Annotated in this window: 23 protein-coding genes; 7 read left to right on the forward strand and 16 right to left on the reverse strand. The window is 66.6% G+C overall.

Annotated elements, in window-relative coordinates; translation table 11 throughout:
* The first annotated feature begins 29 nt into the window (after nt 1–29).
* Entirely contained in the window at nt 30–3344 is a 3315-nt protein-coding gene (locus F5544_RS00895; RefSeq protein WP_167471412.1) for an arabinosyltransferase domain-containing protein, read from the forward strand.
* Between the two features lie 70 nt (nt 3345–3414).
* Here F5544_RS00895 and F5544_RS00900 read toward each other — a convergent pair whose 3' ends face one another.
* Both F5544_RS00900 and F5544_RS00905 read right to left on the reverse strand, forming a co-directional pair.
* Entirely contained in the window at nt 3415–3576 is a 162-nt protein-coding gene (locus F5544_RS00900; RefSeq protein WP_167471413.1) for a hypothetical protein, read from the reverse strand.
* 170 nt (nt 3577–3746) lie between these two features.
* Complete coding sequence (locus tag F5544_RS00905; RefSeq protein WP_167471414.1) at nt 3747–4145, reverse strand: winged helix-turn-helix transcriptional regulator; 399 nt, start codon at nt 4143–4145, stop codon at nt 3747–3749.
* Nucleotides 4146–4239: 94 nt separating this feature from the next.
* Here F5544_RS00905 and F5544_RS00910 point away from each other — a divergent pair, with 94 nt between their 5' ends.
* Entirely contained in the window at nt 4240–5172 is a 933-nt protein-coding gene (locus F5544_RS00910) for an NADP-dependent oxidoreductase (RefSeq protein WP_167471415.1), read from the forward strand.
* Nucleotides 5173–5282: 110 nt separating this feature from the next.
* Here the strand turns inward: F5544_RS00910 and F5544_RS00915 are convergent, their stop codons facing one another.
* The 7 genes from F5544_RS00915 to F5544_RS00945 all read right to left on the reverse strand — a co-directional run bounded on the left by F5544_RS00915 (nt 5283) and on the right by F5544_RS00945 (nt 14541).
* Nucleotides 5283–6014 (reverse strand): NYN domain-containing protein, encoded by a 732-nt coding sequence (locus tag F5544_RS00915; protein WP_167471416.1) that lies wholly within the window; start codon nt 6012–6014, stop codon nt 5283–5285.
* A gap of 102 nt (nt 6015–6116) precedes the next feature.
* Nucleotides 6117–9431: an arabinosyltransferase domain-containing protein gene (locus tag F5544_RS00920; protein WP_167471417.1), complete on the reverse strand. Its 3315-nt coding sequence runs from the start codon at nt 9429–9431 to the stop codon at nt 6117–6119.
* A gap of 80 nt (nt 9432–9511) precedes the next feature.
* Nucleotides 9512–11551 (reverse strand): galactan 5-O-arabinofuranosyltransferase, encoded by a 2040-nt coding sequence (locus tag F5544_RS00925; RefSeq protein ID WP_238847029.1) that lies wholly within the window; start codon nt 11549–11551, stop codon nt 9512–9514.
* A gap of 99 nt (nt 11552–11650) precedes the next feature.
* Nucleotides 11651–12085 (reverse strand): type II toxin-antitoxin system VapC family toxin, encoded by a 435-nt coding sequence (locus F5544_RS00930; protein WP_167471419.1) that lies wholly within the window; start codon nt 12083–12085, stop codon nt 11651–11653.
* Nucleotides 12082–12327, reverse strand: a complete 246-nt coding sequence (locus tag F5544_RS00935) for a hypothetical protein (protein WP_167471218.1) — start codon at nt 12325–12327, stop codon at nt 12082–12084. Before F5544_RS00935 ends, F5544_RS00930 begins: the two co-directional genes overlap by 4 nt.
* Before the next feature lie 25 nt (nt 12328–12352).
* Nucleotides 12353–13114 (reverse strand): decaprenylphospho-beta-D-erythro-pentofuranosid-2-ulose 2-reductase, encoded by a 762-nt coding sequence (locus tag F5544_RS00940; protein WP_167471420.1) that lies wholly within the window; start codon nt 13112–13114, stop codon nt 12353–12355.
* Nucleotides 13111–14541, reverse strand: a complete 1431-nt coding sequence (locus F5544_RS00945) for an FAD-binding oxidoreductase (protein WP_167478890.1) — start codon at nt 14539–14541, stop codon at nt 13111–13113. The genes F5544_RS00940 and F5544_RS00945 overlap by 4 nt, the downstream gene beginning before the upstream one ends.
* A gap of 168 nt (nt 14542–14709) precedes the next feature.
* Between F5544_RS00945 and F5544_RS00950 the strand changes: the two genes are divergently transcribed.
* Nucleotides 14710–15165, forward strand: a complete 456-nt coding sequence (locus F5544_RS00950; protein ID WP_275107005.1) for a GtrA family protein — start codon at nt 14710–14712, stop codon at nt 15163–15165.
* A gap of 144 nt (nt 15166–15309) precedes the next feature.
* On the opposite strand, the gene F5544_RS00955 is transcribed toward F5544_RS00950, so the two are convergent.
* The 3 genes from F5544_RS00955 to F5544_RS00965 all read right to left on the reverse strand — a co-directional run bounded on the left by F5544_RS00955 (nt 15310) and on the right by F5544_RS00965 (nt 19064).
* Nucleotides 15310–15942, reverse strand: a complete 633-nt coding sequence (locus F5544_RS00955) for a pyridoxamine 5'-phosphate oxidase family protein (RefSeq protein WP_167471421.1) — start codon at nt 15940–15942, stop codon at nt 15310–15312.
* Between the two features lie 286 nt (nt 15943–16228).
* The gene (locus tag F5544_RS00960; RefSeq protein ID WP_167471422.1) at nt 16229–18436 is read right to left on the reverse strand and encodes a molybdopterin-dependent oxidoreductase; all 2208 of its coding nucleotides are present in this window, start codon (nt 18434–18436) and stop codon (nt 16229–16231) included.
* 145 nt (nt 18437–18581) lie between these two features.
* On the reverse strand, nt 18582–19064 hold the full coding sequence (locus tag F5544_RS00965) for a hypothetical protein (protein WP_167471423.1): 483 nt from the start codon (nt 19062–19064) through the stop codon (nt 18582–18584).
* A gap of 191 nt (nt 19065–19255) precedes the next feature.
* Between F5544_RS00965 and F5544_RS00970 the strand changes: the two genes are divergently transcribed.
* Nucleotides 19256–19813, forward strand: a complete 558-nt coding sequence (locus tag F5544_RS00970; protein ID WP_167471424.1) for a DUF4282 domain-containing protein — start codon at nt 19256–19258, stop codon at nt 19811–19813.
* A 236-nt stretch (nt 19814–20049) separates the two neighbouring features.
* Nucleotides 20050–20892 (forward strand): helix-turn-helix domain-containing protein, encoded by an 843-nt coding sequence (locus F5544_RS00975; protein WP_275107006.1) that lies wholly within the window; start codon nt 20050–20052, stop codon nt 20890–20892.
* On the opposite strand, the gene F5544_RS00980 is transcribed toward F5544_RS00975, so the two are convergent.
* Nucleotides 20893–21324, reverse strand: a complete 432-nt coding sequence (locus tag F5544_RS00980; RefSeq protein WP_167471426.1) for a MarR family winged helix-turn-helix transcriptional regulator — start codon at nt 21322–21324, stop codon at nt 20893–20895.
* An 85-nt stretch (nt 21325–21409) separates the two neighbouring features.
* Between F5544_RS00980 and F5544_RS00985 the strand changes: the two genes are divergently transcribed.
* Nucleotides 21410–22882 carry an MFS transporter gene (locus F5544_RS00985; RefSeq protein WP_167471427.1) on the forward strand — a complete coding sequence of 491 codons (1473 nt, stop codon included), beginning with the start codon at nt 21410–21412 and terminating at the stop codon, nt 22880–22882.
* Nucleotides 22883–22949: 67 nt separating this feature from the next.
* Here the strand turns inward: F5544_RS00985 and F5544_RS00990 are convergent, their stop codons facing one another.
* Both F5544_RS00990 and rfbA read right to left on the reverse strand, forming a co-directional pair.
* Nucleotides 22950–23498, reverse strand: a complete 549-nt coding sequence (locus F5544_RS00990) for a dTDP-4-dehydrorhamnose 3,5-epimerase family protein (protein ID WP_167471428.1) — start codon at nt 23496–23498, stop codon at nt 22950–22952.
* A 2-nt stretch (nt 23499–23500) separates the two neighbouring features.
* Nucleotides 23501–24370: a glucose-1-phosphate thymidylyltransferase RfbA gene (gene rfbA / locus F5544_RS00995; RefSeq protein WP_167471429.1), complete on the reverse strand. Its 870-nt coding sequence runs from the start codon at nt 24368–24370 to the stop codon at nt 23501–23503.
* Nucleotides 24371–24586: 216 nt separating this feature from the next.
* On the opposite strand from rfbA, the gene F5544_RS01000 reads away from it, so the two are divergent.
* Nucleotides 24587–25579: an alpha/beta hydrolase gene (locus F5544_RS01000; protein ID WP_167471430.1), complete on the forward strand. Its 993-nt coding sequence runs from the start codon at nt 24587–24589 to the stop codon at nt 25577–25579.
* Between the two features lie 122 nt (nt 25580–25701).
* Here the strand turns inward: F5544_RS01000 and F5544_RS01005 are convergent, their stop codons facing one another.
* Complete coding sequence (locus tag F5544_RS01005; RefSeq protein ID WP_167471431.1) at nt 25702–26400, reverse strand: hypothetical protein; 699 nt, start codon at nt 26398–26400, stop codon at nt 25702–25704.
* Nucleotides 26401–26402 lie beyond the last annotated feature (2 nt).

Genomic DNA, 26402 nt, shown 5'->3' on the forward strand with positions numbered 1-26402 from the left:
ATCAAATCCACCAGCTAGCATTGCCAATCGTGCCCGACGCCGCTACTGCTGTCTTGACCAAGCCGGAGCCCGCTGCCGCGGTCGCTCCGCGCGATTTTCATATCGCGCGTCTGATCGCGCTCATCGCGGGGGTTTTGGGGGCGCTGTTCGCGCTGGCGACACCGTTCCTTCCGGTGACGCAGACGACGGCGGTATTGAACTGGCCGCAGGACGGCAAGCTCGGAAATCTGCAGGCGCCGCTCATGTCGCAGGTGCCGATCGATCTGCGGGCCACCATTCCGTGCTCGGCCGTCGCCCAGCTGCCGCCACAGGGCGGCATGCTGCTGGCCACCGCGCCGCCGCAGGGCGAGCGGGCCCCGCTGGAGGCGATGTTCGTCCGGGTGACGGATACCGCGGTGGATGTGCTCGACCGCAACGCCGTCGTGGCGACGGCGCCGCGCGATCGGATGGGCGAATGTTCGTCGATCGTCATCTCCTCGGATATCAAGCGGACGACCGCGGCGTTCGAGGGCCTCAGCAACGAGAAGGGCGACCCGATCGAGGGTCAGCTGGTGCCGGATCTGCGCCCGCAGGTGGTCGGCGTCTTCTCCGATCTGCAGGGCGCGGTGCCGCAGGGTCTGTCGCTCGAGATGACGGTGGACACCCGCTTCTCGTCGAGCCCGACCCTGATCAAGCTGGTCGCGATGATCGCGGCGGTGCTCGGCACGGTGATCGCGCTCGGCGCGCTGGCCAGACTGGACAGCAGTGACGGCCGCGGCCACCGCCGGATCCTGCCCGCCAACTGGCTGAAGCCGACCTGGGCTGACGGCGGTGTGATCGGCGTCCTGCTGCTGTGGCATTTCGTCGGTGCGAACACCTCCGACGACGGCTACATCCTGAGCATGGTCCGGGTCGCGCCGCACGCGGGCTATATGGCGAACTACTTCCGCTGGTTCGGCGTGCCGGAGGCGCCGTTCGGCTGGTACTACTACGTGATTCAGGCGTTCGCGCAGATCTCCACGGCCAGCCCGTGGGTGCGTCTGCCCGCGCTGTTCTGCGCCATCCTTTGCTGGATGGTCATCAGCCGCGAGGTGGTGCCGCGGCTCGGGCGCGGCGTGCGGCACAGCAAGGTGGCGCTGTGGACCGGCGGCCTGGTGTTCCTGGCCTTCTGGCTGCCCTACGACAACGGCCTGCGTTCCGAACCGATCGTCGCGCTCGGCGCGCTGCTGACGTGGGTTTCCATCGAGCGGGCCATCGCGACCGGACGGCTGCTGCCCGCCTCGGTGGCGGTGCTGTTCGCCGCGTTCACGCTGGCCGCCGCGCCGACCGGATTGATGTGTGTGGCGGCGCTGCTCGCCGGAATCCGGCCGATGGTGCGGATCGTGGTGCGCAAGCGGCGCGAATTCCTGGCGCAGGGCTACGGGAAATGGAGTGCGACACTGCCGCTGCTCGCGCCGATCCTGTCCGCGGGTGTGCTGGTGTTGATCGCGGTCTACACCGATCAGACCTTCGCCGGAATTCAGGAGGCGAACCGGGTGCGGCAGGCGACCGGTCCGAACCTGGCCTGGTACGAGGACTATCTGCGGTACTACTACCTGTTCGTCCAAACGGCCGACGGGTCGCTGTCGCGCCGCTTCGCCTTCCTGATCATGCTGCTGTGCCTGTTCACCACCATGCTGGTGCTGTTGCGGCGCAGGCGGGTTCCCGGCATCGCCAGCGCGCCGACCTGGCGGTTGATGGGCGTGGTGTTCGGGACCATCTTCTTCATGATGTTCAACCCGACGAAGTGGACCCACCACTTCGGCGCGTACGCGGGCATCGCCGGATCGCTCGCCGCGGTGACCGCGGTGGCCGTTTCGGCGAGTGCGCTGCGAGCCAGGAAGAATCGCGCGATCTTCCTCGCCGGGCTGCTGTTCGTGCTCGCGGTGGCGTTCTCGGGACAAAACGCCTACTGGTACGTGTCCAGCTTCGGTGTGCCGTGGTACGACAAGCGCATCTCGCTGCACGGCTACCAGTCGAATACGTTGATGCTGATCCTGTTCGGGCTGGCGCTGGTGCTGGTCGGCTGGTTCGCGCTGCGTGAGGAGTATCTGCCGCCGGAGGCATCGCCGAAATCCAAGCGCGGCAAGCGGATTCGCAAGTTCGCCGCCGTGCCGCTGACCGTTGTCGCCGCGTTCATCGTCGCGGTCGAGGTGTTCTCGCTGGTGAAGGGCGCGGTCCATCAATATCCGGCGTACTCGCTGGCGCGCTCGAATTTCGATGCGCTGAAGGGCAATTCGTGCGGTATCGCCAATGACGTGCTGGTCGAGCCGAACGTCAACGGGGGCAACCTCACTCCGATCGACGATCCGGCGCATCCGAACAAGAACGGTGACCCGCTGGCCGGGCCCGATCCGGTCGGCTTCGATCCGAACGGCGTGGCGAAGGATCTGTCCGCCGACAATGTCGAGGTCAAGCCGGGCACCGGCAATACATCCACCCAGTCGGTCGGCGCGGCCTTCGAGAAGGGGCAGAACGCGGGCACCGGCGGCGGTGAGGGCGCGCGGGGCGTGAACGGCAGCACCGTCGCGCTGCCGTTCGGCCTGGATCCGGCGACCACGCCGGTGATGGGCAGCTACCAGAAAGGCGTTCAGCAGCCTGCGCACCTGACGTCCAGCTGGTATCAGCTGGCGCCGCGTTCGGCGGACAAGCCGCTGGTGGTCATCTCGGCGGCGGGCCGCATCCTGTCCATCGACGACACCGGTGATGTGCTGTACGGCCAGTCGCTGCTGGTCGAATACGGCAAGAAGCAACCGGACGGCAGCGTCGAGAAGCTCGGCACCTATCTGCCGCGCGATATCGGCCCCGCACCGTCCTGGCGCAACCTGCGCGTCCCGCTCGACAAGATCGATCCGAGCGCCGACGCGGTGCGCATCGTCGCCAACGACCCGATCCTGATCGGTGACCAGTGGCTGGCGTTCACCGCACCGCGGATGCCGAAGCTGGTGTCGCTCAACAGCTTCCTGGGTTCGGAGCAGCCGATCCTGGAGGACTGGGCGGTGGGTCTCCAGTTCCCGTGCCAGCGGCCGCTCAGCCACAAGAACGGTGTCGCCGAGGTGCCGAACTACCGCATCCTGCCGGACCATCCGCTGGCCATCACCTCGACCAACACCTGGCAGGCCGAGGAATTCGGCGGTCTGAACGGTTGGGCGCAGATGCTGGCGCAGTCGGTGACGGTGCCGACCTATCTGAAGAACGACTGGGCCAGGGACTGGGGTTCGCTGGAGCGCTATGACCAGTACGCGGCCGCGAAACCGGCCGATCTGGAGACCGGCACGGCCGAGCGCTGGGGTTGGTGGACGCCCGGCCGGCTGCGGGTCGGCTAACTCGAAATAGATTCGGCCCGATGCGGATTCGCATCGGGCCGAATTGTTTATCCGGACAGTTGGAGTGCGATTACACCTTGGTCATGCGGCAGTGCAGTTCCCGCCGCAGTACCTCCTGATCGGGGAGGCGATTGAGCACACGAAGGATCGCAGGGCGCAATTCCCGCTGCTCCTCCTCGTTGAGCAGACCGACGAGATCGCGCAGATCCATGTCATCGAAGGCCGTCGTCATGGTGCCAGATTACGACGCTACTGGCGGGTCGGCAGCGTTTCGGATCACCGGTCACATGAAGGACAACCGTGTGTCCTGTGCAACTGCGAAAATGTACTGTTTCGCCCGTGTGGTTGACCTGGGCGTTTATCGTCCGGTCACAGTGACGAAACTACGTAAAACTTCGATGTTTAACGCCGCTGGTCGTATTCGTGGCGGGCGGCCAGCACGTCGTCCATTCGGGCCTCCGCCCACCCCTTGATGGCCGCCATCACCGGGCCCAGGCTGCGGCCCAATTCGGTCAGTTCGTAGTCGACGCGGACCGGGACGGCGGCGGTGATCCGGCGCTCGATCAGGCCGTCACGTTCCAGGCCGCGCAGGGTTTGGGTGAGCATTTTCGGGCTCACGCCCGCGATGATCCGGGCCAGTTCGGCGTAGCGCAGCGGGCCGTCGGCGAGGGCGTTCAGCACCAGGCTCACCCATTTGTCGCTGATCCGGTCGAGCAGTTGGCGCGCCGGGCATTCGGCCAGGTAGGCGTCGTACCGCTGTTTTTCCCGGTCACGGCGTTGCGCGGCGGTGGACGTCGGCATCTGCTCACCTCTCTGCCCGTTACGCACTTCTGGGTAACTACTACCCGATGGATAGTACAGCGGCTTAGGTTCGAGTGGACAGGAAGGAAAACTCATGCGAGCAGTAGTCGTCCGGCGGCCCGGTCCCGAAGCCGTCGCCGAGGTTGTCGAGGTGCCGACGCCGGAGCCCGGGCGCGCCTCGGTGCGCATCGAAGTCGCTGCGGCAACGGTGAATCCGGTGGATCTGATGGTGCGCAACGGGATCGGCGGCACCGCGTTCGCCGCGCCACGCGAACAGTGGGGGCTCGGTTGGGATGTCGCGGGAGTCATCGATGCCGTTGGCGCGGACGTCACCGAATTCGTTGTGGGACAGCCGGTTATCGGTATCAGCGACCGCCTCGACGTATCGTTGGCGGCACAGGCGGACTATGTCGTGCTGGAGGCCGTCAATGTCGCGCCCGCACCTATCGGAGTGGATCCCGTTGCCGCGGCGACTATTCCGCTCAACGGGCTCACCGCCCTCCAGGGTCTGGCCGCCCTCGGCCTGCGGCCCGGCGACAGCCTGCTGGTCACCGGAGCGGCGGGCGCCGTCGGCGGCTATGCCGTCGAACTCGCCGCGGCACAGGGCATTCGGGTAATCGCCACAGCCTCCACCGCCGACGAATCAACCGTCCGAGCCCTGGGCGCAACCGATTTCATCCCCCGCGACGCCGAACTACCCGACGCCGCCCGCGACCTCGTTCCCGGCGGCGTCGACGCCGCCTTCGACGCCGCCGCCCTCGGCCCCCAAACCCTCGCCGCCGTCCGAGGCGCAGGCAAATTCGTCTCCATCAACGTCGCTGCCACCCCAATCCCCTTGCGCGGCACCACCGTAACCACCACCCTAATCCGCGCCGACCGCCCCCAACTCGACCGCTTGGTCACCCTCGTCGACGCAGGCCGACTAACCCTGCGCGTCGCGGAAACCTACCCACTAGAGGAGGTCGCCGTGGCACATAAACGCCTCCAAGCAGGCGGTATCCGAGGCCGTCTCGTCCTGGTGCCTTAGGCACCCCTGGGCGGGGTCTGCGGCCCAAAAGAAAAACCCGCCCCCTAAGAGGGCGGGTGGTATGAACCCATTATGTCCCAGGTTGACGATTACCGCAACTTCGCCACGATTTACCAAGGTGGGGGCTTTCGAAGGTGGTCGATTGTAGATGGGAGCTGTGCAGCTCGAAAATCATTCGATGTCAATTGGTACCACCAGTGATTGCCAACGCCATCTGCTGGCATCCCACGGAGGGCGCCAGCGAGATATGCCGAGCTCGGGTTGACTGTTCCGACTGGGACGCGATTGCGAGTTTCATGAAGAGGGAACGCAAGGTCGCTGTCATTGCTGATCACTACAGCGGCATCGACTGAGTTCTGCAACACGTCCAATAGGAGATGGGATGCGACGTTGACGTCCGATCCCTTCTCCTCGCGCCGTGCAATCGACACCATGAATACTGCGTCCGGCTCGTCGGCACCGTGCTTGTTCTTGATCATCACTGGCCACGATGGATGAGTCAGTTCCGGGCGGCCGCTCTTTCCAGGCTTGGCCAGCGGCGCTGTCGTCGCACGGTGGACGTATGTGCCGAGGGACAACTCATCGATGGACCCCGCGCGCTGCAGTGCACGCAGGTACACATCCTGTTCCTGCGCTCCCTCTCGATTGTCTCTGGGGAGGATTCGAGCGGTGCAGTAGACCACCCGGTGAATCGTTGCGTCAACCCAGGCGGATTGGGCCGCAACCACATTGGTGGCAAGGGCGCGCAAATCCAGCCAGCGCCAGCCGGAAGTGCCACGGCCGCACTGATTTCGCGCGCCGTAGTAGAGGTTGAATCCGTCGATGTAGACACCCACCCGCATGTTCGCCGACCTTAGCGATCGAGTCAATGATACGTCTACGGTATTAGCAAATTCGCATCATCCGAGGTGGTTGGGGCATCGGCGGCAGATGCCCCAGCGGACCTACTTCACTCGGATTGGGGCGTCTTTGGCCCAGCCGGAACGGGTTTCGACGGTTACGGCGATTTGGGCGGGGGTGGCGTTTTTGGCGTAGGGGGTGAATTTTTCGAGGGAGCCCCAGTCGCGGGACCAGTTGTGGTCGAGGTAGGCGGGGACGGTTTGGGAGCGCAGGAGCAGGCCGGTCCAGCCGAGGGGGCCGCCGCCGATATCGTCCTGCCAGGCGTTGGCGGCGTCCTGGCCGACCCGGTCGGGGAGGATGCGCCACTTCGGGACCTCGGCGACGCCGTCGTGGTGGTTGAACGGACGCTGGCACGGGAAGGCGAGGCCGACGTGCCAGTCGAGCAGCACCGGATCGCCGGAGCCCTTCGGATCATCCGGTTTCACAACGGAATTCAGCGTCGCCAGGCGCGGCAGCCGGGGCGGGGTTACGGCCAGCCAGATCCGCGGGGTGATGTCGCGGTCCTCGGCGACAAGGCGCACCGCGTTCACCTCGGCGGGCAGTTTGTCCAGCGGCACCCGCAGGTTGCGCCAGGACGGTGCGGGACCGATATCCAGCGGCAGGATCGAGCCGAGGGTGCGTACCGTTCCATCCGCGTCTCGGACGCCGTATTCGAGTTTCAGATCCGCGCCATAGGTGCTCACACCGTCGGAGTTGACGGAGTGGATGCGGCCCGCCGCCGTGATGGCGAGCACCTTGTACGCGGGATCGTTGCGCACGCTGTTCAGATCGAGGCGGTACCAGTGCGAGGTGAGGGTGGCGACCTTCTGCTCATCGGTCATATAGCTGCCCATGACGGGCGTGCGGGCCGCGTCCAAGCCGAACGGCAGCGCGACGGTGCTGCCGTTGATTCCGGCCTGGGTGGTGGTGCCGCCGCCGGTGCCCGCGCCGGTGGTGCGGGTGGTTTTGTTCTTGGAGTTGGAGTCGATCGAGTTGGCGCCGCCGGTGACGGTCTCGTCGGCGTCGGCGGTCAGATCGGTGGCGACCCCGTTGGGCGTGAAACCCGTTGACTGCGCGTACAACCCGTCGGCGGGAGCGGCGTTGTACGGTGACAGCAGCGAGTCGGCGGTATCGGTTTCCACCAGGACCTCGTCGGCCAGCCCGCACGGTTTGCCTGCGACCGATTCGAAGTTCTGCTTGCCGACGGAGTAGGCCGGGTACTGGACGGCCGCCGCCTTGGCCAGCGAGGCCACCTCGAACAGCACGAGCACGGCCGCGGCGATGGTCAGTGGCGCCGAGGCGAAACGGTCGAAACGCGTTGTGCCCTTTTCCCTGTCGTTGCGGTAGGGCTCGCGGTAGTGCTCCCACACCGCCCACAGCAGCGCGAGCCCGCTCAACCCGAGGAACAGCGTGGATACGCCCTTACCGGCGATGAGCGGCGCCTTGTCGAACCACGGCACACCGTAGCTAGAGACGTACCACCACCCGTTGGGGCCGGTGAACGTCACCGCGAGCAGGAAGAGCACCGCGGCGGCGAACAGCGCCCGGTTGCGCGGTGAACGAATTCCGTTGCTGCCCACCGCGACAGCGGCGAGCGCCGCCAGCGATCCGGCCAGCCCGGCGTACACACCGAAGTGGTGGGTCCACTTGGTCGGCGTGAACATCATCAAAACCAGTGAGGCGAAGACGATTCCGAGTATCCGCACCGACGGTCCGCGCGAGGTGCCGGGAATCCGGCTCTTGCGCAACACCTGCAGCACGCAGACCAGCAGGCACAGCAGCATGACGAGCACGCCGAAGCGCCGGGCCAGCGATCCGTCGGGGGAGAGCATCAGCAGCGAATCCCACCGCGTGCGTTCGTCGAACCAGGCCACGTTCGGCCCGATGATCTTGCGCACTCGGGTGGCCTCCAGCACGGTGGCCAGCGTCTGATCGGCGAAAACCACCACGAGCACCAGGGTTCCGGCCGCCAGCCCCGGTGCGAGCAGCGCGGCATACCGGAAGATCGCGGGTCCGGACCCGAGGCGGGCCCGCTTGATGATGAGCAGCAGCACCGGCCGCGAACCAGCGATAAGCGCTGCGACACAGATCAATCCGGTCGGGCCCGCGGCCAGCGAGAAGGCGGCGATGAGCACCGCGGCCGCGGCGGGCAGCAGGCGGCCGGTGGCGATGGCGCGCTCGATGGCGCACCAGGTGAGCAGCGCGCCCGCGGCGATCAGCGGTTCCGGGCGCAGGCCGTTGTTGTACGGCAGCCAGAACGCCAGGAACACCAAACCCGCTGTCCACAGCGCGATCCGGTTGCGCCGCACCCGAGCGCCCAAGCGCGGCAACACCTCCCGGCTGATCACCAGCCAGCAGGTGATGCCTGCGGCCAGCGCGGGCAGCCGCATCCACGGGCTGGCGTCGGTGACCCTGGTCATCCACGCCAGCACCTCGTACGACCACCCGAAGGGCGCCTCGGGCACCGCGAACCAGCGGTAGTAGTTCGACATATAGCCCGACGGTTCGGAAACCCTGGCCATATTCAGGATGTAGCCGTCGTCGGAGGTATTGGCGCCGATGAAATGCCACAGCAGCAGCGTGCCGAGCACAACGGCGTCGGCGGCGGTGAATCGCCACCAGTGCGCGGGCAGGAAACGGCGGGCCCGGCGACCGTCGACGGTGTCCAGCAGATGCAGTGCGATCAGCGCGATGACGGTGCAGACGCCCGCCGCGATCATGACCGCGAGCTTCAGCCAGGTCGGGGTGGAGGAGAAGCGCGAATCGATGTCGATGTGCATTTTCGCGCCGGCGAGCTGATCGGACTTCAGATCGGTGAAGACGCCGACCACCTGCGGGCGGATATCCCGGGCAACGGTATTGCGGAAAGCGGTGCCGTCCAACCGGTGTGCCCCGACGAATTCGACGGTGGTCGCGGCATCGGTGGAGCTGATGGCGATGTGCTGGCAGCCGGCCAGCTCCGCGACCGAGGCGGAGAGCATCGGGATATCGCGCAGCAGCACCGACAGTGTCCCGTCGGCCACCGAAACCATCAGACCCTTGGTGGCCGCCTGGCCGGAGGCCACCGGAACCGTCGAAACGACCGTCCCCGCCGACCCGATCGCGGGCAGCAGCGAGCACGGCAGCGTCGCGTCCAGCCGCAGCGGCACATAGGAGACCAGCGGCGCTGTCACGCTCGGATCGCCCGCCTGCGGCCAATCCAGCGTCGCCCGGTCCTCGCGCACCGGCAGCAGCGGGGTCAGCAGCGCCAGCACGAAACCGAGTAAGCCGGTGACGATGGCGATCAGGCGGTTACGGGTGAACGCTCGATTTGCGGGGTCCGGTCGCACGGACGTTGATGCTATCCATCCGTCGCTGCGTTTCCCGCCAGCGCGGCGCATTTCGCGGTCAGTGGAGGTCGTCGACATCCCGGACCCACACGTCGTCTCCCTGTCGTGGCGCATCCTGGCGGCTCGGTGCTCTACCGGACCGTGACCAGGGTGAACGGGCCGATATCGGTAACGGTGAAGCGCGGGTCGGTGAACAGTTTCTTCGGGAAGCTCACCGTGTAGCGCTCGACGTTCGGATCGTTGGGATAGACGTCCCTGGACAGTTTCAGGGTGTATTCGTCGCCGGCGCGGCGGAACAGGAAGGCGTCGGGTGCTCGCCACGGACATTTGCCGAGCGCGTCGAGCAGTGCCGTGGACGAGTCGAGTTTGCTCCACCGCCCGATGGTGTCGGCGCGGGCTGCGAAATCGGCGAGGGGATTGGCGTAGTGCGAGGTCAGCGCCTGGAAGCCGTAGTAGGGGTAGAAGGAGAGGAAGCTCGTATCCGCGGTCAGCACAACGGAATCCGCGCGCGGGCGGCCGGTCTGGGCCTGCAGCGCGGCATCGATCTGGCGATAGAACCACACCGGCGACGGGTTGCGTTTGTCCGCACGGTCGCCGTTGCCGTCGGTGTCGGTGTACGCGACGGTGATCTCCGCGGTCAGCACCCGCGGAATGTTCTGGGTGAACGCCAGCGCGCCGAGGACGGCCAAGGCGGCGGCCAACGCGCGGAACCGGGGCGGCTCGTTCAGCGCCTGATAGATGGCGCGCGCGCCCTCCACGAAACCGAATGCGCCCGCGGCGGCGAGCAACACCTGCAGGACCGGCTCGAGCCGGAAGGAGAGCAGCGTGGTGCCCGCCGCCGTCGCGACCATCGACAGCAGCGTCCACAGGTAGATCGCGACCACGCCGATGCCGAGCGACTGCGCCCGGCGCGACGAGCCCGCGCGCAGCACCAGCCACACCGTGCCGAGCAGGCACAGCGCGCCGAGCAGTGAGAAATCCACCATCGGCAGTGGGAGTTCGGCGCCCGATTCGGGCAGGTAGTGGAACGCCGAACCCTTGAACCGGGTGCCGCCGCCGAGCAGTTCGATCAAGAAGGGCACATACACGATCAACCCGATGAGCATCGCGATCGCGCCGATCACGATCAGCCGCAGGATCGGTTGCGCTGCCGCCCGCCATGCCGAGCCCGAATCTCCTTCGCGCCGAGCCTGATTCGCGACATACCTGGCCCGCACGGCCAGCCCGGCCGCGATGAGCGCCATGAGTACGACGGCGAAGGCCGCGACCGCGGTGTACAGCGTGTAGAACGTGGCGGACAGGCCGATGAACAGGCCGGTTCCGACCACCGCGCCCCAACCGCCCGCGGTGCCGCTGACCGCATCGGTTGCAGGTGAATTCACCTCTGCCGCAACAGTTTCCATCTCGACCGAGGCCGGATCACGCCAAACCGACCGCTCCAGTGGTCGATACAGCGCCCCCCAAGCGAGCACCAGCACCGGCGGCAACAGGATGACCAGCACGGCGCTGTACGCCTCCGGCGCGGCATAGGCGACCGCGACCGCGGTGACGGTCGCGCTCACCGCGATGGCCCACTCCGCGCGAATCAGCTTGGACCACAGCACATATCCGATAACCGAGGCCACCGCGAGCGACCCGATCGCATACGGTTTGAAGGCCTCCCACCCCGGCATGCCCAGCAGATTCGCGACCCGCCCGCCGATCCAGAACCAGCCGGCCGGATAGAACGGCGGCAGATCCGCGTAGGTCATATCGTGCAATGCCGCACTGTCGGTGAGCCGCGTCAGATATTCGGTCCGGAACTCCTGATCGACCGAAACCCCGTACAGGTAGAGCTTCGTCGCCGCCAACGGCATGCCGAGCGTCACCGTGACGAACGTCGAAATCCCGCCCCACGTCAGCAGTTTCGCCACCCACGGCCACCGCCGCACCCGCGTCAGCCAGATCGCGGCGATCACCAGCACCGCCGCGAAGACCTGCCCCACCGTCGTCAACGCCCGAGTCACATTGGAGGAGTTGAACGCGGGCCAGTGCACCATCGAAAACGCCATCAGCCCAACCGCGGTCACCCCCACCGCGACAACCGCCGCCAGCACCGCCTCACCGAGCGCACCACCGGCCTGCCGGGCCAACAGGGACGTCCGCCCTCGGACCGGAACCTGCTCGATCACGCGCACTCCGCCTCCGGATTTCTCGACTGGTTGTTTCGCCGAGTCAGCCTAGTGGGCACTACCGGACGGAGCCTTCTCCTCAGCGCACACCGGGCCGCGTCACCGGTGCCTGGCGAGTGCGTCTTCGCCAGGCACCAGCTCGAATCCATCGCAGTGTTTCGGCGCGATCTGCCGGAAATGCCGATGGTCCAGCGTCGCAATTCTGGCGATACCCAAGCGCTCCGCCACGGCGACGACTGATGCATCGGCTGCGCCGAGCGGGAAGTTGCCGTATTTGATGACCAGATCCGCCATTCGGCCGTAATCGGCTGGAGTATGCGGTTCTACCCGAAGTTCCTCGGCCTCCAACGAGCGTAGGAAACGCGCCTCGATTTCGGACCCGAGTTTCGACAGCATGTAGCAGACCTCGGTCACGATGGTTGCCGGAACGACCAGCGGGCCGGGTTCGTCGCCGAGCATCGCGACGCAGACCGCATGATCGTGATCACGCCTATTAACGGCCGCCAAGAGCGGCCCGGTGTCGCAGACGATCATTCACGGCCGCCGAGTTCGCGCCAGAGAACCTCCTGGGAAGTGGCAGCGAAATCGGGCGCGGCTTCGGCTATACCTTCGAAGGAGAGGCGACGCCTGGGGGGCGTCGCCTCTGACTTCGTTTCGACGAGGCGGCCATGGCTCGCGACAAGCCTGAGCACGACTGGACGAAGATCCTCCTGCTCTTCCTCGGTCAGTAGACCGACAAGCTCGCGGAAATCCATATGCTCGTAGGCCGCTGTCATGACCGCCAGGGTACCTCTGCCCTGATCAGATCGGCAGCTTGCGGAAGATCGGGCGCGGGACGTGGCGCAGGATCATCATGACGAAGCGGATGGGGCCGGGGACCCAGATGAGTTCCTTGCCCTTGTCGGAGGCTGAAACGGCAAGCGTCGCAACGTCTTCCTTGTTGACGGTGAGTCCGTTCTCCTTGGCGTGGGCGGACAGTTTGGTGCGCACCATGCCGGGGCGCACCACGAGCACCCGCGGGCCGAACGGCCGCAGCGCCTCGCCGAGGCCCAGGTAGAACCCGTCCAGACCGGCTTTGGTCGAGCCGTAGACGAAGTTGAACCGGCGCACCCGCTCACCCGCCACCGAGGACATGGCGATGATCCGCCCGTAGCCCTGCGCCTTCATCTTCTCACCGAGCAGCACGCCGACGGAAACCGCTGCGGTGTAATTGATTCCGGCCATCTGCACGGCCTTGCGCTGGTCCTGCCAGAACACCTCGCCGTCGCCGTCGATGCCGAAGGCGACGATGGCGACATCGACATCACCGGCGGCCCACGCCTCGTCGATGACCTTCGGATGGCTTTCGGTGTCGAGCGCGTCGAAGTCGATGACCTGGACCTCGCTCGCCCCGGCCGCCTTCATCTGCGCGACGGCGTCCTCGCGCAGCGGGTCGCCGGGCAGCGCGGCCAGAATGATCCGCGCCGGACCCTTGCGCAGGTATTCGGCGCAGATCGCCAGACCGATTTCGGAGGTGCCGCCCAGCAGCAGAATCGACTGGGGGTTGCCAACGGCATTGATCACTGAAGCTCCAGCCTTCTCGCCATGTCGGACATGAAAACGCCTGTGGGATCGACACTTCGGCGGACCTTGATCCACTCGTCGATCCGCGGGTACATCTGGTGGAAGGTCTCCGCGGTGGTCCGCGAATCCTTCGCGGTGTAGAGCCTGCCGCCGAATTCCAGTACGCGCCTGTCCAATCCGCTGACGAACTCGTTGAGTCCGGCCGTGATCGGGAAGTCGACGCAGATGTTCCAGCCCGGCATCGGGAAGCTCAGCGGCGCTTGGTTACCCGGGCCGAACAGCTTGAAAACGTTGAGGAACGAATAGAATCCGGACCGCTGGATATCGACGATGATCCGCTTGAATTCGTCCACCGACTCCGGCGGCACCACGAACTGGTACTGCAGGAACCCTTTGTTGCCGTAGGCGCGGTTCCACTCCCCGAACATGTCGAGCGGGTGATAGAACTGCGTCAGGTTCTGCACCTTGCCGCAGTAGGTGCCCGACTTGCGGTACCAGAGCTCCCCGATCGGCGAGAACGTGTACTTGTTCGCCAGCCCGTTCGGGAAGACGTCCGGCAGCGTCAGGAAGGTCTTCCCGTTGAACCGCAGCGGATCCTTGCGCAACTTCTTCGGCAGCTGGTCGAGTTTGGCCAGGTTGCCGCGCGAGATGGCGGCCCGGCCCAGCTTGGGCGCCGGGCTGATCGCGTCGAACCAGGCCGAGCTGTATTCGTAGCGGTCCTCGGAGCCGTCGCTGTGGAAGGCGATGGTGTCGTCCAGCGTCGGCGTCACATCGCCGTCGGCGATGAAGTACGCGGTCTCGGTGGGCGTCATCTCGATGGTCGCGCGCAGGATGATGCCGGTGAGTCCGCAGCCGCCGACGGTGGCCCAGAACAGTTTGGCGTTGCGCTTCGGCGTGATGTGCTGCACCTGCCCGTCGGCGGTGAGCAGATCGAGCGAGCGCACGTGGTTGCCGAAGCTGCCCGCGCTGTGGTGGTTCTTGCCGTGGATATCGGAGGCGATGGCGCCGCCGACGGTGACCTGCCGGGTGCCCGGTAGCACCGGAACCCACAGGCCGAACGGGAGCGCCGCCTTCATCAGCTGGTCCAGGTTCACGCCCGCGTCCACGTCGACCAGGCGGGAATCGCGGTCGATGCGGTGGATCTTGTTCAGCGCGGTCATGTCGATGACCAGTCCGCCCGCGTTCTGGGCGTTGTCGCCGTAGGAGCGGGCCAGGCCGCGGGCGATAACGCCGCGACGCAGGTGGACGGGCTTGGCGTCGTTGTCCTCGGCGACCATGGCGACGGCCTTGGCGATCAGCTCCGGATCGCTGGTCGAGAGCACTTCGGCGGTGGTTGGTGCGGTGCGACCCCAGCCCGTCAACGACCTGGCCTGCGTGGGCAGTGCGGACGTGCCCTCGGCGGCGGTGTCGGTTTGGGTGGGGGCCATCGAATGCCGCATCGCGGAGCGATCCGTTGAGGGGTCGGGCGACGGGCGGGCAGCTTTCGTGGACATCGGGATAGAGGCTACAGGTATGACGCGTTCTGGGGCCGCTCTCTACTGACTCCCCGGTATCGGATCCGCATCACACCCGGGGTCGGCGTTACGCTCGTCGGCGTGCCTGCCGAACCACATCTGCCGCTGCCGGTAGAACTGCCGCTGGTCGACGAGCCGGGCGGTACCGATGTCGATCTGAAAACGCAGATCATCCGGTTCGCGTTGACCGGTGGGTTCTCCGCGATCGTCGATTTCGGGCTGTACAGCCTGCTGTTCAATCTGATCGGGCTGCCGCGCGAGATCGCGAAGTCGATCAGCTTCATCGCGGGTACGACGACGGCCTATCTGATCAACCGCCGTTGGACGTTCAAGGCCGAGCCGAGCCGGGCCCGCTTCGTCGCGGTGGTGATCCTCTACGCCATCACGTTCGCTGTTCAGGTGGGTATCAACGCCGTGTTGTACGACACGTTGCCGCAGGCGTGGTGGCGGCAGATCTTCGCGTTCTGCGTCGCTCAGGGCACGGCGACGGTCATCAATTTCGTGGTGCAGCGTGCGGTGATCTTCAAGATCCATTGACGCGCGGCGCGAGCGTCAGGCCCGAAGGCGGTAGCTTGGGATCGAACACGGGCCCCGGTGGCTCATGTGCGGCTGGTGACCGCCGCGGCGTCGTTGCAAGCACGTCGGCCGGTCGAGCATGAGGTCGGAGCCCGCGGACGGGTCTTATGGGGCCATGGCCGGTTCCGCTCGGCGTGTTTCGGCTTTCGCGCCGAAGTAGTCACCGCCCTTGGCCCGCGGACTGTCGGTGCCCCACTCGCGCGCCTCGCGGGTGGCCGGCACCAGATGCGGAATGTGCTTGCGGCAGTGGATATATGCCTCTTCCACGTCGACCACCACCCAGCGTTCGGCGATGCGGCCGCGCAGGCTGCGCCGCTCCGGCAGGCCGGGTGCACTGCGGCGCAGCGCCTCGTCCTCGATGATCCGGGCCGAGCCGTTGATGTGCAGGCCGATCAGGTCCCGCACGAAATCGATGAGCAGGATGCCGACGTGCGGATTCTCCAGAATATTGCCGAGGCTCGCCATCACGCCGTTGCCGCGATATTCCGGATAAGCAATCGTGCGTTCGTCGATGACGTGCAGGAAGCCGGGTAGTCCGGCGCGGAAGCTTGCGTCGCATTCGCCGTGCTTGTCGGAGGTGGCGATGAAGGCCATATCCATCCGGGCGATGAAATCGATCATGGTGCGGTTCAGGTGATCGAGTACTTGGTCGTCGTAGAAGCGCTGGGCTCGGTCCTGCGAACCGTACCTGTCCTGCAGGTCGCGTTCGCCGTCACTGCCGCATCGCATACCGGGCATCGAGCCCCCTCGAGTAGCTGGAGTTCGGATACCGCCGATTCGCCATCGAACCGGCCGGTAAGCCGAATCCCGGTCCATTTTATTCGACTTTACGGAGCAAAGCTACGAAATCCATGTTGAGAATGCACCGAATGCTTTGTTAGCGCAAGGGATTCCGGATGTTAGCCGGAATCCGACCGGCCGGATTGTTGATTGGGGCAGTACCACTGATTTCGTGAGAACATGGGTAACTCGTCGGGGACGCCCAAAAGTCCTGTTGCGCCTGGCCGTCAGCCCGGTTTGGGACTCAAGAGGCTCTTACGACCGGCGAAAATACGCGGAGAGGCGGGGGAGCCGGGGTCAGCGTCACCGGTACGCCGTTGAAGACCGCGTTGCCGGATGGCACGTCCAGCACCGAATCATCGGTCAGCACATTGGCATTGACGCCGGCGTGGGCGCGGGCCACCGCCTGCGCGCTGTCGGCGTGACCCCAGCCGTGCGGCAGGCTCACCACGCCGGGCATGATCGCCTCGGTCGGCTCCAGCGGCACCGTCAGCGTACCCGCGGCAGACTTCACCACCGCGTGCCCACCGAGCCCGAGCCGATCCACATCGGCCGGATTGATCTGCAGCGTGCAGGTATTCGAGCCGCTGACCAGCGTCGCGACATTGTGCATCCAGCTGTTGTTGGAGCGCAGCTGCCGCCGCCCGATCAGCACGACATCCGGTGCGGTATCGGCCAGCCGGGCCAGCAACCGCGCGACATCGTCCAGCAACTCGCGCGGGGCCAGCTCCACCCGGCGCGATTCGGTACGCAGCGCGCCGGGCAGCCGAGGCCGCAGCGGGCCGAGGTCGATGCCGTGCGGATTATCAAGCAGCACTTGCAGATTCAGCTCGCCACCGGCCCATTCACCGTACGGCCCGAGGCGCAGCATCATATCGATTCGCTGCTCGGTGCTGTCGGCGCCGAGCAATTCGCCGCGGCGCTGCGCCAGACCCGCCTTCTGCAGCGTTGTCGCGATGATCAGCTCATCCACCATGGCGAGCGGATTCGCCGTGCCGGAATGCGGTTGCCCCTGTACCGCGGCCGCCAGCCTGGCCAGGATCTCGGATTCGCCGGGGCGATCGCCGAGCGGGATCAGCGGCCGCGAGTACCTGGCGTAGTTGTGCACCGCGAATTGCAACAGCGCGAAATCGTAGTGCGGCGACTGCAGGGTGCGCGGCGGCGGCAGGATGACGTCGGCGTGCCGGGTGGTCTCGTTCAGGTAGCGGTCGACGCTGATCATGAATTCCAGTTCGGCGCAGGCCGTGTCGAGGCGGGCGCCGCTCGGTGCGGAGAGCACCGGATTGCCCGCGACGGTGATCAGCGCGCGCACCTGACCTTCGCCAGGGGTGAGTATCTCGTCGGCCAGCGTGCCCACCGGGAGCTCGCCCATGGCCTCCGGCAATTCGCGCACCCGGCTGGTCCAGCGGCCGACGCGGAACGGTTTGCTGCGCGCGATCCCACCGGTTGCCGCGGTGGCGAACATCGCGCCGCCGGGCCGGTCCAGGTTTCCGGTGAGCACGTTGAGCACGTCGACCAGCCACTGCGTCAGCGTGCCGAATTCCGCTGTGCAGGTGCCGATTCGGGCGTAGACGGCCGCGGTCGGCGCGGCCGCGAGTTCGCGGGCGAGCCGCACGACGGTCTCGGCCGGTATGCCGGTGCGGGCGGCGACCGCCTCCGGCGGGAAATCCGCGGCGGCCGCCCGCACCTCGTCCAGGCCGTTCGCCTCGACCCGCACATCGGTCAAGCCCTCGGCGAAAAGCGTGTGCACGATGCCGAACAGCAGGTACGCATCGCTGCCCGGGCGGATGAACAGATGTTCGTCGGCCAGCTTCGCGGTGCGGGTGCGCCGCGGATCGATGACGACGAACCGGCCGCCGCGCCGCTGCAGCGCCTTCAATCGACCCGGGAAATCCGGTGCGGTGCACAGCGATCCGTTCGATTCCAGCGGGTTCGCGCCGAGCATGAGCAGATAGTCGGTGCGGTCGAGGTCGGGCACCGGCACGGTGAGCGGGTCACCGAACATGAGGCCGCTCGCCACCTGCTTCGGCATCTGGTCCGCGGTGCTCGCGGAGTAGATATTGCGCGACCCCAATGCCCTGGCCAGCACCGGGACATACAGCGCACCGGCGACCGTGTGCGCATTGGGATTGCCCAGATACAGCGCGGCGGACTGCTTCCCGTATTCGCCGACGACCGCGGCGAACCGTTCGGCGATGAGTTCGAACGCCTCGGCCCAGCCCGCGGTGCGCCACGCGCCGGTCGCGCGGTCCCGGATCATCGGTTCGGTCAGCCGGTCCGGATCCTCGTCGAGATGTCCGAGGCTGGCGCCTTTGGGACAGATGAACCCGTTGCTGAACGGATCCGCCTTGTCACCGCGCACCGAGGTGACGTGGTCGTCGGGGTCGATGCTGATCTCGAGACCGCAGACGGCCTCACACAGTGGACAGGTGCGCAACAGGTTCCGGGCCATAGCTAATGCTCCCGCACGATCGGGAGATCTGAAACACATCGCTACGCGGCAAACCCGAAAAGACCGATACCCCGGGGGTATCGGTCTGTGGCGGCCCGTCGCGGAGTGGGCCGATTCAGCAGGTTATGGCTGGAGGTTCAGCTCTTCAGCAGGCAACCGAGGTGAGCCGGGTGCGGCGGTTGGCGCGGGCGGAGCGCACCGCGGCGCCGATCGCGACCACCGGCGGCAGCCAGCGCGCCTCGGCGGGCGAGATGCCCCAGCAGGCCGAGCCGGCGGAGAGCTGGGTGGGCGGCAGCGGGATGCCCGCGCCGTCGGTGTAGACGACCGCGCCGGCCTCGCGCAGCGCCTCGATCGCCATGGCCGCCTTGCCGACCGCGGTGACCAGGTGGATCTCCCGGCGCTCCGGGCCGGGGATCTCGATGACCGGGCCGGAGAGGTTGTTGGCCCGGAGGAACCGGCGCACCTCGCCGGCGAGCTCGCCGCAGACCTCGATGCCCGAGAGATCGGCATCGGTGATCAGGCAGAGCCCGTTGGCCGTTTCGGCAACCGTCCATCCGCGCTCGGTGTAGTCCTGCGCGGCAGCGGTCATGTCCGCCGCCGAGATGGAAGTCGGAAACGTCGTACGCACTGTTATCTCCATTCCCCGATAGATCTGGGTCCTGCTTCATGGGTGCTATCGGGTCGCGAGGTCGGCAGTGTTACGCGCTGAAACAGTTTTTCTTCACGAGTGTTGTATTCGTCTCATTCACTAGGGTTTTGGTAGCCGATGGCTATCGAATTCGACTGGCTTCGGCAGCGGAATACGGGGAGGATTCCGGCATGACCGATGAGTCCGACGGCGCCGTGCCGGATTCGGAGGAGTACGTAGCCGAATCTCGTTGGATTACTTGGAAGGAATCCGCGGCCCGGCGCTTCACCCGCGCCGCGGTCGCGCCCGAGCCGCCCGCCGAACCCTTCCGCAGCCCGCGGGCGTTCGGGGTGTGGAGCGTCGAAGCGGCGCGCGGACTGCTCGACGTGCAGTTCCGCCGTCCGGCCACGGTGACGTTGCTGCCGCTGGCCTACATACTCGGCCTGGCCTTCGCCTTCGGCACGCCGATCGCGCTGACGGTTTTGATATGGCGGCATTCGGTGTTGCTCGGGGTGCTCGCCGCGCTGATCGCGCTGCCGTTGGCGCTGACCATCGCCGCCGCCGTCCGGCTGATGCTGGAGTTCCTGGTGAACGCGGCGCTGCTGGCGAGCCGGGTCGAGCACATCAGCGAACTCGCCGACGACCTGTTTCAGGCACTGTCGGATGTGGCCGAACCGGTCAACCAGCTCTCCGAGGACGTTCGGGCGGTGCAGTTCTGGCGGTTCCGCAAGCGCGGTCCGCGCAAGTAGCCGCCGAAATGCCAGGTGTGCCAAACCTGTTCGGCATTGCGACGACAGTGGCGTACCTGCGCCACCTACCGTAACCATGACCAGTTCAACTGTGAAACAATGCGTTTCGAATATCCGGATGTTCAGATCTGGTACGCACTTCGACAAGCGCCATCCTGCGAATACGGGAGATTCGCGGATCCGCGCACGGATTAGGGGGAAGCATGGCTTTACCGCAGGGCATCACGGGGTCGACCATGCCCCGTCGACAGCTCGGCCGACACCTTCGTGACCTGCGCAATCGCGCACGGATGACCACCAGGATGGCGGCGCAGCAGCTCGAGTGGTCCGAGGCCAAGATCTGGCGCATCGAAACCGGGCAGACCTCGCTGCGCAGTCTCGATGTCGAGGCCATGTGCAAGATCTACGGCGCGCCAACCGATCTGGTCGAACCGCTGGCCGCGCTGGCCCGCGAGACCAAGGCGCGCGGCTGGTGGACCGCGTACAGCGAGGTGATCCCCGAGGGCTTCGAGGTGTACATCGGCCTGGAGGAGGCGGCCGAGCGGCTGTCCAGCTACGAGAACGAGCTGGTGCCCGGCCTGCTGCAGACCGAGGCGTACACCCGGGCGCTGCTCACCGCATCCCGCCCGGAGCTGTCCGAGGCCGAGGTAGCCCGCCGGATCGAGCTGCGGGTGGCGCGCCAGGCACAGCTCACCCGCGCCGCGAACCCGCTGCGGTTGGACGCGGTGATCGGCGAGTCGGTGCTGTGGCGGCACATCGGCGGTGCCGAGGTGATGACCGAACAGCTCGACCACCTGCTCGCCCTCGCCGAGCTGCCGAATGTGCGCATTCGGGTGGTGCCCGCGGATTCGGGCTACCACGACGGGATGGACGCCGGTCCGTTCGTGCTGCTGGAGTTCCCGGAGCGCAGCGCGGGCGAACTCGCCGAGCCGCCGGTGGTCTACGTCGAGGCGTTCACCGGTCCGGTGTACCTGGACAAGGAACACGAAATCGACCGGTACCGAAAGGCTTTCGCGAATACTCAGGCGGTCGCCGCCGATGCGCGCCCGGCCGTCGAGGCCGCGCGGCGCAGGTTCTGATCACCAGAAGCGGTGCAGGGTCTCCCGATGCGTCGGTAGCGCCTGCTCATACACCTCGCGGCCCTTGTCGGTGAGGCAGACGAAGACGGCGCGCCGGTCGTCGGCGCACATACTGCGCGCGACCAGGCCGTCTTTCTCCAAGCGGGCGACGGCCCGGGACAGCGCGCTCTGGCTCAGATAGATGTCGTTGGCCAGATCGCTCATTCGATAGTTGCCGCAATCGGCGTCGACCAGCCGGTCGAGCGTTTCGAACTCGCTGAGCCCGATTCGGTGCCTGCCCTGCAGTTCTTTTTCGAGTGCGCAGCTGACGAGGGCGTGTCGGTCGAGCAGTTCGCGCCACTCCGCCACCAGTCCGGTGTGCCCTGTGGCGCGCCGGACCACTGGGGCCTCCGACTTGCAGACGTCGGCGTCAATCATTGACGGCTTCGACATGTGCCCATCCTAGTGATCACCGGCCATCCATGCAACTGCATTTAATGTGTTGGCATTTAATGCGCGTGCATGTAATGTTCCCGCCATGACTTCACCAGCAACCCTCTCGGCCGCCCCGACGGCGACCGATCCGACCAGATGGTCCGCACGGCTCTGGGGCATGCTGATCACGCTCTGCATCGTTCTTTTCCTCGACGGCCTCGACGTTTCGATGATCGGCGTCGCGCTCCCCTCCATCGGCACCGAACTCGGACTCACCACCTCCACCCTGCAGTGGCTGGTCAGCGGCTACGTCCTCGGATACGGCGGACTGCTGCTGCTCGGCGGCCGCACCGCCGACCTGCTCGGCCGCCGCAAGGTCTTCCTGATCGCGCTCGCCGTCTTCGCGCTGGCCTCGCTGGCCGGTGGACTGGTCAGCTCCGGTCCGCTGCTGATCCTCACGCGCTTCGTGAAGGGTCTGGCCGCCGCGTTCACCGCGCCCACCGGCCTGTCCATCATCACCACCAACTTCGGTGAGGGCCCGGCCCGCAACAAGGCGCTGTCCATCTACACCGTATTCGGTGCGGGCGGCTACTCGATGGGCCTGCTGTTCGGCGGCCTGATGACCGGCGTCGGCTGGCGCTGGACCTTCCTGCTCCCGGTGCCGATCGCGATCGCCGCACTGGTCGCCGCCACCTTCCTGGTCCCCAAGGACGAGGCCGCCGAAGAGGGCGGACACGACATCCTCGGCGCGGTGCTGTCCAGCGCGGGCATGCTGCTGCTGGTCTACACCGTGGTCTCCGCGCCGCAGGTCGGCTGGGGTTCGCTGCGCACCATCGGCTCGTTCGTGCTGACGGCCGCGCTGTTCGCCGGCTTCGTCGCGGTGGAGAAGAAGGTGAAGTACCCGCTGGTGCGGCTCGGCATCCTGCGCAAGTCCTCGCTGGTGCGGGCCAGCCTCGCCATCATCGCGGTGGGCGGCTCCTACTTCAGCTGGCAGTTCATCACCACGCTCTACCTGCAGGACACCCTGCACTGGTCGCCGCTGCACCTGGCGCTCGCGCTACTGCCGGTGGGTCTGCTCGTCGTCGCATCGGCCTTCGTCTCCGACAAGCTGGTCGACCGCTTCGGCACCGGACCGATCATCGCCGTCACCATGGTCGTCATGGCCATCGGCTACCTGCTGTTCCTGCGGCTGGACACCGCGCCGTCGTACCTGTCGATGCTGCTGCCCGCGGTGCTGCTGATCGGCATCGGCTGGGTCGGCTTCCCGGCCATCAACATCCAGGCCACCAGCGGTATCGATGACGACGAGCAGGGTCTGGCGGCCGGCGTGCTGCAGACCTCGATGCAGGTCGGCGCGGCCATCGTGCTCGCGGTGACCACCGCCATCGTCACCTCGGGCACGCACGCAGAAACCTCGCCCGCGGCGATGCTGGACACCTACCGTCCCGGCTTGGAATTCGCGGCAGGCGTCTCCATCGTCGGTGCGCTGGTCGCGCTGCTGGCCTTCGCCCCGAAGTTCCGCAGGCAGGAGGCCGAAAAGGTCGCCGCCGAAAAGGAACTCGAACTCGTCGGCTGAAACCCCTCACGGCCGACAAAATCGAACGCCCCCACCTACGTCGGAAGGTGGGGGCGTTCGGTTATCTTCACGAAAATGGCGGGGCGGCACTGTCTTTCGCCGAACGGATGAAGGTGAGCGGCTTACCGTCCCGGCCGACGGTCGGCCATTCGATGGCCAGCGTCGGATCGAAAGCGTCGATCTCCCTGTCGAATTCGGGCGTGTACTCCAGCGAACACAGGTAGGTCACCGTCGAGTCGTCCTCCAGGGAGAGGATCGCGTGCCCCAAACCCTCGGCCAGGAATATCGAACGCCGGTCGACATCGTCGAGAATCACGCTGTCCCAGCGCCCGTACGTCGGCGAGCCGGGGCGCAGATCCACCACGACATCGAGGAAGGCGCCGCGCACACAGGACACGTACTTCGCCTGTCCCGGCGGATCTTCCGTGTAGTGGATGCCGCGCAGCACGCCCGCAGCGGAGACCGACAGATTCACCTGGCACAGCTCGAACTCGCGCCCGGTCACCTTCTCGAATTCGGTTGCCTTGAACGTTTCGGCGAAAGTGCCACGCGCGTCCCCGAATTGGCGCGGGGTGATCACCCAGGCGCCGGGGACGGACATCTCACGGAATTCCATACCTAGTCCCGTCCACGATCCAGCAGGCCGAGCAGGTAGGTGCCGTAGCCGGAGCGGACAAGCGCCTCGGCCCGTACGCGCAGCTGCTCGTCGTCGATGAAGCCCATGCGCCAGGCGACCTCTTCCGGCACACCGATTTTCAGGCCCTGTCGCTGCTCGATGGTGCGCACGTAATTGGCGGCGTCCAGCAGCGAGTCGAAGGTTCCGGTATCGAGCCAGGCCGAACCGCGGGGCAGCACGTCGACCTGCAGCTTGCCCTGTTCCAGGTAGGCCCGGTTCACGTCGGTGATCTCGTATTCGCCGCGCGCGGACGGCGTCAGCCCGCGCGCGATCTCCACCACGTCGTTGTCGTAGAAGTACAGCCCGGGGATGGCGTAGTTGGAGCGCGGCGCCTTCGGCTTCTCCTCGATGGAAATGGCCTTGCCGTCGGCGAATTCGACAACGCCGTACGCCGTCGGATCGGAAACCCAGTAGGCGAACACCGCGCCGCCGTCGATTCCGGCGAAGCGGCTCAGCCCGGTGCCGAGGCCGGGGCCGTGAAAGATGTTGTCGCCCAGTACAAGTGCCGCACAGTCGGTGCCGATGTGGGCGGCCCCGAGTACGAAGGCCCGAGCCAGGCCGTCGGGTTCGGGCTGCACGACGTAGCTGATGGACAGGCCGAACTGGCTGCCGTCGCCGAGCAGCCGGGCGAACGCCGCCGCATCCTCCGGTGTGGTGATCACCAAGACGTCCCGGATGCCCGCCAGCATCAGCGTGCTGAGCGGGTAGTAGATCATCGGCTTGTCGTATACCGGCACGAGCTGCTTGCTGACGCCGCGCGTGATCGGGTGCAACCGGGACCCGGTGCCGCCCGCCAAGATGATTCCGCGCATGACCATGCAGTCTGCCAGTGTCTGTCGGTTCCGGCTCGGGGAGGTTCCGACTCGCCGACGAATTGATCACGGGGGCGATTGTTGTTGCGTAGGTCACAGTGGACGTGGTGTTCTTGATGACACGTGTTGTCACCGAATACAACCCGTGCGATGTCAGCGCCGACATCGATCCGGAGATCCTGGGCGGTCTCGGCGCGCCAGTGAGGTAGGTGCGCGATGTCAGCAATCGGCCCCGGGGGATCCGGCACCGTCATGAATCCGGATGGGCCCAGCGCCCCGGCACGGGTTCTGCTCGCGACCTGTCAGGGTGTCATCCGGCCCGCGCTGCGGGTCGCCCCGATCAATAGGTCGACCATTCCGATCGGCGCCGCCGCGATATCCGGTCTGGCCCGGCTGCGGCCGCAACCGCGCGGAATAGAACGAGAACAGGTGGCGCTCAACGGTTTCCGAATGGAGATCCTGCGTCCGTCGGGCGCGGCGCGGGCGCTGCGGCACGGCGCGATGCTGTACCTGCACGGCGGCGGATTCGCCGTATGCGGGCTGCGCACGCATCGCCCGATCGCGGCCAGCCTGGCGCGGCGCATCGGGCTGCCGGTGGTGAACGTCGAATACCGGCAGCTGCCCGGTCGGCGCATCACCGATTCGGTGGACGACTGCATGACCGCCTACCGCTGGCTGCTGCGGCACGGCGCGGATCCGGGGCGCATCGTATTCGCCGGGGATTCGGCAGGCGGATACCTGAGTTTCGCCACGGCGCTGCGCGCGATCGAGGCGGGCCTGCCCGCGCCGGCCGGGCTGATCGGGCTGAGCCCGCTGCTCGACCTGGATTACGCGGCCAAGCGCGATCACGTCAACGTCACCCGCGATCCCTATATCCCGCTGTCCGCGTTGGCCGCGGTGGTGCGGATGGGCGCCGAGGTGGGCGGTGCGCTCGACCCGCTGCTCTCGCCGGTGAACGGCGCGCTGGCCGCGCTGCCGCCGGTGCTGTTGATCGCCGCCGAGGACGAAATCCTCAGGCACGATTGCGAACTCATGGCCGAACGGCTCACCGCCGCCGGTGTGCCGAATACGCTCGAGCTGTGGCGCGGTCAGGTGCACGCCTTCATGAGCATCTTCCCGAATCTGCCGGAGGGCAGGGCGGCGCTGGCCCGGGTGTCGCGCTTCGTCCGGGCTCGGCTCGAGGAACAGGACCAAGCCCGCTCCGCCTGACCAGAATTGGCCTGATTGAAAAGGCGGCCCCCGTCCCGAACTGTTGCGGGGCGGGGGTCGCGCTATCCCGCCCGGCTGCTGCCGAGCGGGGTTCGTCGCGAGATGCGTTGAGTGCCTTGGTCTTACTTGGCGGGCGGCACGAAGGGCTGGTTGATCGTGGTGAAGTACTGCGCCGCTGCGGCGATGGCGACCGGCGCGGTGATCACGATGTTCGCCGCGATACCGCCCAGCGGGGCCGCGGTGGCGGCGCCACCGATGCAGCCGACGAGCGCGGCCGGGATGAACGGACCGAACAGGCCGACGATGGTCGCCGCGGCCACGGTGGCGCCGACGATGCCACCCAGGACACAGCCGACGGCAGCGCCGCCGACGGTGCCGACCACGGTCGCCACGGTGGCGGCGAGGGAGATCTCGTCCTTCATCCGGTTCCAGGCGGCCTGTTCCCGGTCGTACGGGGTCTTCCACGGAGCGACGTCCTCGAACGGGAGTGCGACCGGCTTGTAGGTCGCATGCGCCATGTCGTACTGCGGCGTGAGGGTCGCGGTGTTGCCGGAAATGTTTGCGGCGATGGGGAATTCGAAGTCGTTGACCCGGAACGTCAGCGGGGTGCCCGCCATGACGGTGCCATTGGCCGACTTGATTTCGAAGACGCCGTTCTCGACGGTCAGCGAGCCGGCATCGGTCTTCAGGATGGTGCTGGTGCCGTCGCTGCTCGTGTTGACGTTGACGGTGTCGTTGGGCGCGGCGTGCACGGTGCCCGCGGTGACGCCGATCGCGGAGATGAGCAGTGCCGACGTGGCGGCAAACTTCTTGATGATCATGT

It is taken from the genome of Nocardia arthritidis (assembly GCF_011801145.1).
GTDB classification, from domain to species: domain Bacteria; phylum Actinomycetota; class Actinomycetes; order Mycobacteriales; family Mycobacteriaceae; genus Nocardia; species Nocardia arthritidis_A.

Coding starts and splice junctions, on each gene's coding strand:
- F5544_RS00935 (WP_167471218.1), bottom strand. CDS start 12,327: ATGACAGCGGCCTACGAGCATATGGATTTCCGCGAGCTTGTCGGTCTA.
- F5544_RS00955 (WP_167471421.1), bottom strand. CDS start 15,942: ATGCCCGGTATGCGATGCGGCAGTGACGGCGAACGCGACCTGCAGGAC.
- F5544_RS00985 (WP_167471427.1), top strand. CDS start 21,410: ATGACTTCACCAGCAACCCTCTCGGCCGCCCCGACGGCGACCGATCCG.
- F5544_RS00980 (WP_167471426.1), bottom strand. CDS start 21,324: ATGTCGAAGCCGTCAATGATTGACGCCGACGTCTGCAAGTCGGAGGCC.
- F5544_RS00910 (WP_167471415.1), top strand. CDS start 4,240: ATGCGAGCAGTAGTCGTCCGGCGGCCCGGTCCCGAAGCCGTCGCCGAG.
- F5544_RS00930 (WP_167471419.1), bottom strand. CDS start 12,085: ATGATCGTCTGCGACACCGGGCCGCTCTTGGCGGCCGTTAATAGGCGT.
- F5544_RS00990 (WP_167471428.1), bottom strand. CDS start 23,498: ATGGAATTCCGTGAGATGTCCGTCCCCGGCGCCTGGGTGATCACCCCG.
- F5544_RS00975 (WP_275107006.1), top strand. CDS start 20,050: ATGCCCCGTCGACAGCTCGGCCGACACCTTCGTGACCTGCGCAATCGC.
- F5544_RS00945 (WP_167478890.1), bottom strand. CDS start 14,541: ATGGCCCCCACCCAAACCGACACCGCCGCCGAGGGCACGTCCGCACTG.
- F5544_RS00915 (WP_167471416.1), bottom strand. CDS start 6,014: ATGCGGGTGGGTGTCTACATCGACGGATTCAACCTCTACTACGGCGCG.
- F5544_RS00960 (WP_167471422.1), bottom strand. CDS start 18,436: ATGGCCCGGAACCTGTTGCGCACCTGTCCACTGTGTGAGGCCGTCTGC.
- F5544_RS00970 (WP_167471424.1), top strand. CDS start 19,256: ATGACCGATGAGTCCGACGGCGCCGTGCCGGATTCGGAGGAGTACGTA.
- F5544_RS00900 (WP_167471413.1), bottom strand. CDS start 3,576: ATGACGACGGCCTTCGATGACATGGATCTGCGCGATCTCGTCGGTCTG.
- F5544_RS00920 (WP_167471417.1), bottom strand. CDS start 9,431: ATGCGCCGCGCTGGCGGGAAACGCAGCGACGGATGGATAGCATCAACG.
- F5544_RS00905 (WP_167471414.1), bottom strand. CDS start 4,145: ATGCCGACGTCCACCGCCGCGCAACGCCGTGACCGGGAAAAACAGCGG.
- F5544_RS01005 (WP_167471431.1), bottom strand. CDS start 26,400: ATGATCATCAAGAAGTTTGCCGCCACGTCGGCACTGCTCATCTCCGCG.
- F5544_RS01000 (WP_167471430.1), top strand. CDS start 24,587: ATGTCAGCAATCGGCCCCGGGGGATCCGGCACCGTCATGAATCCGGAT.
- rfbA (WP_167471429.1), bottom strand. CDS start 24,370: ATGCGCGGAATCATCTTGGCGGGCGGCACCGGGTCCCGGTTGCACCCG.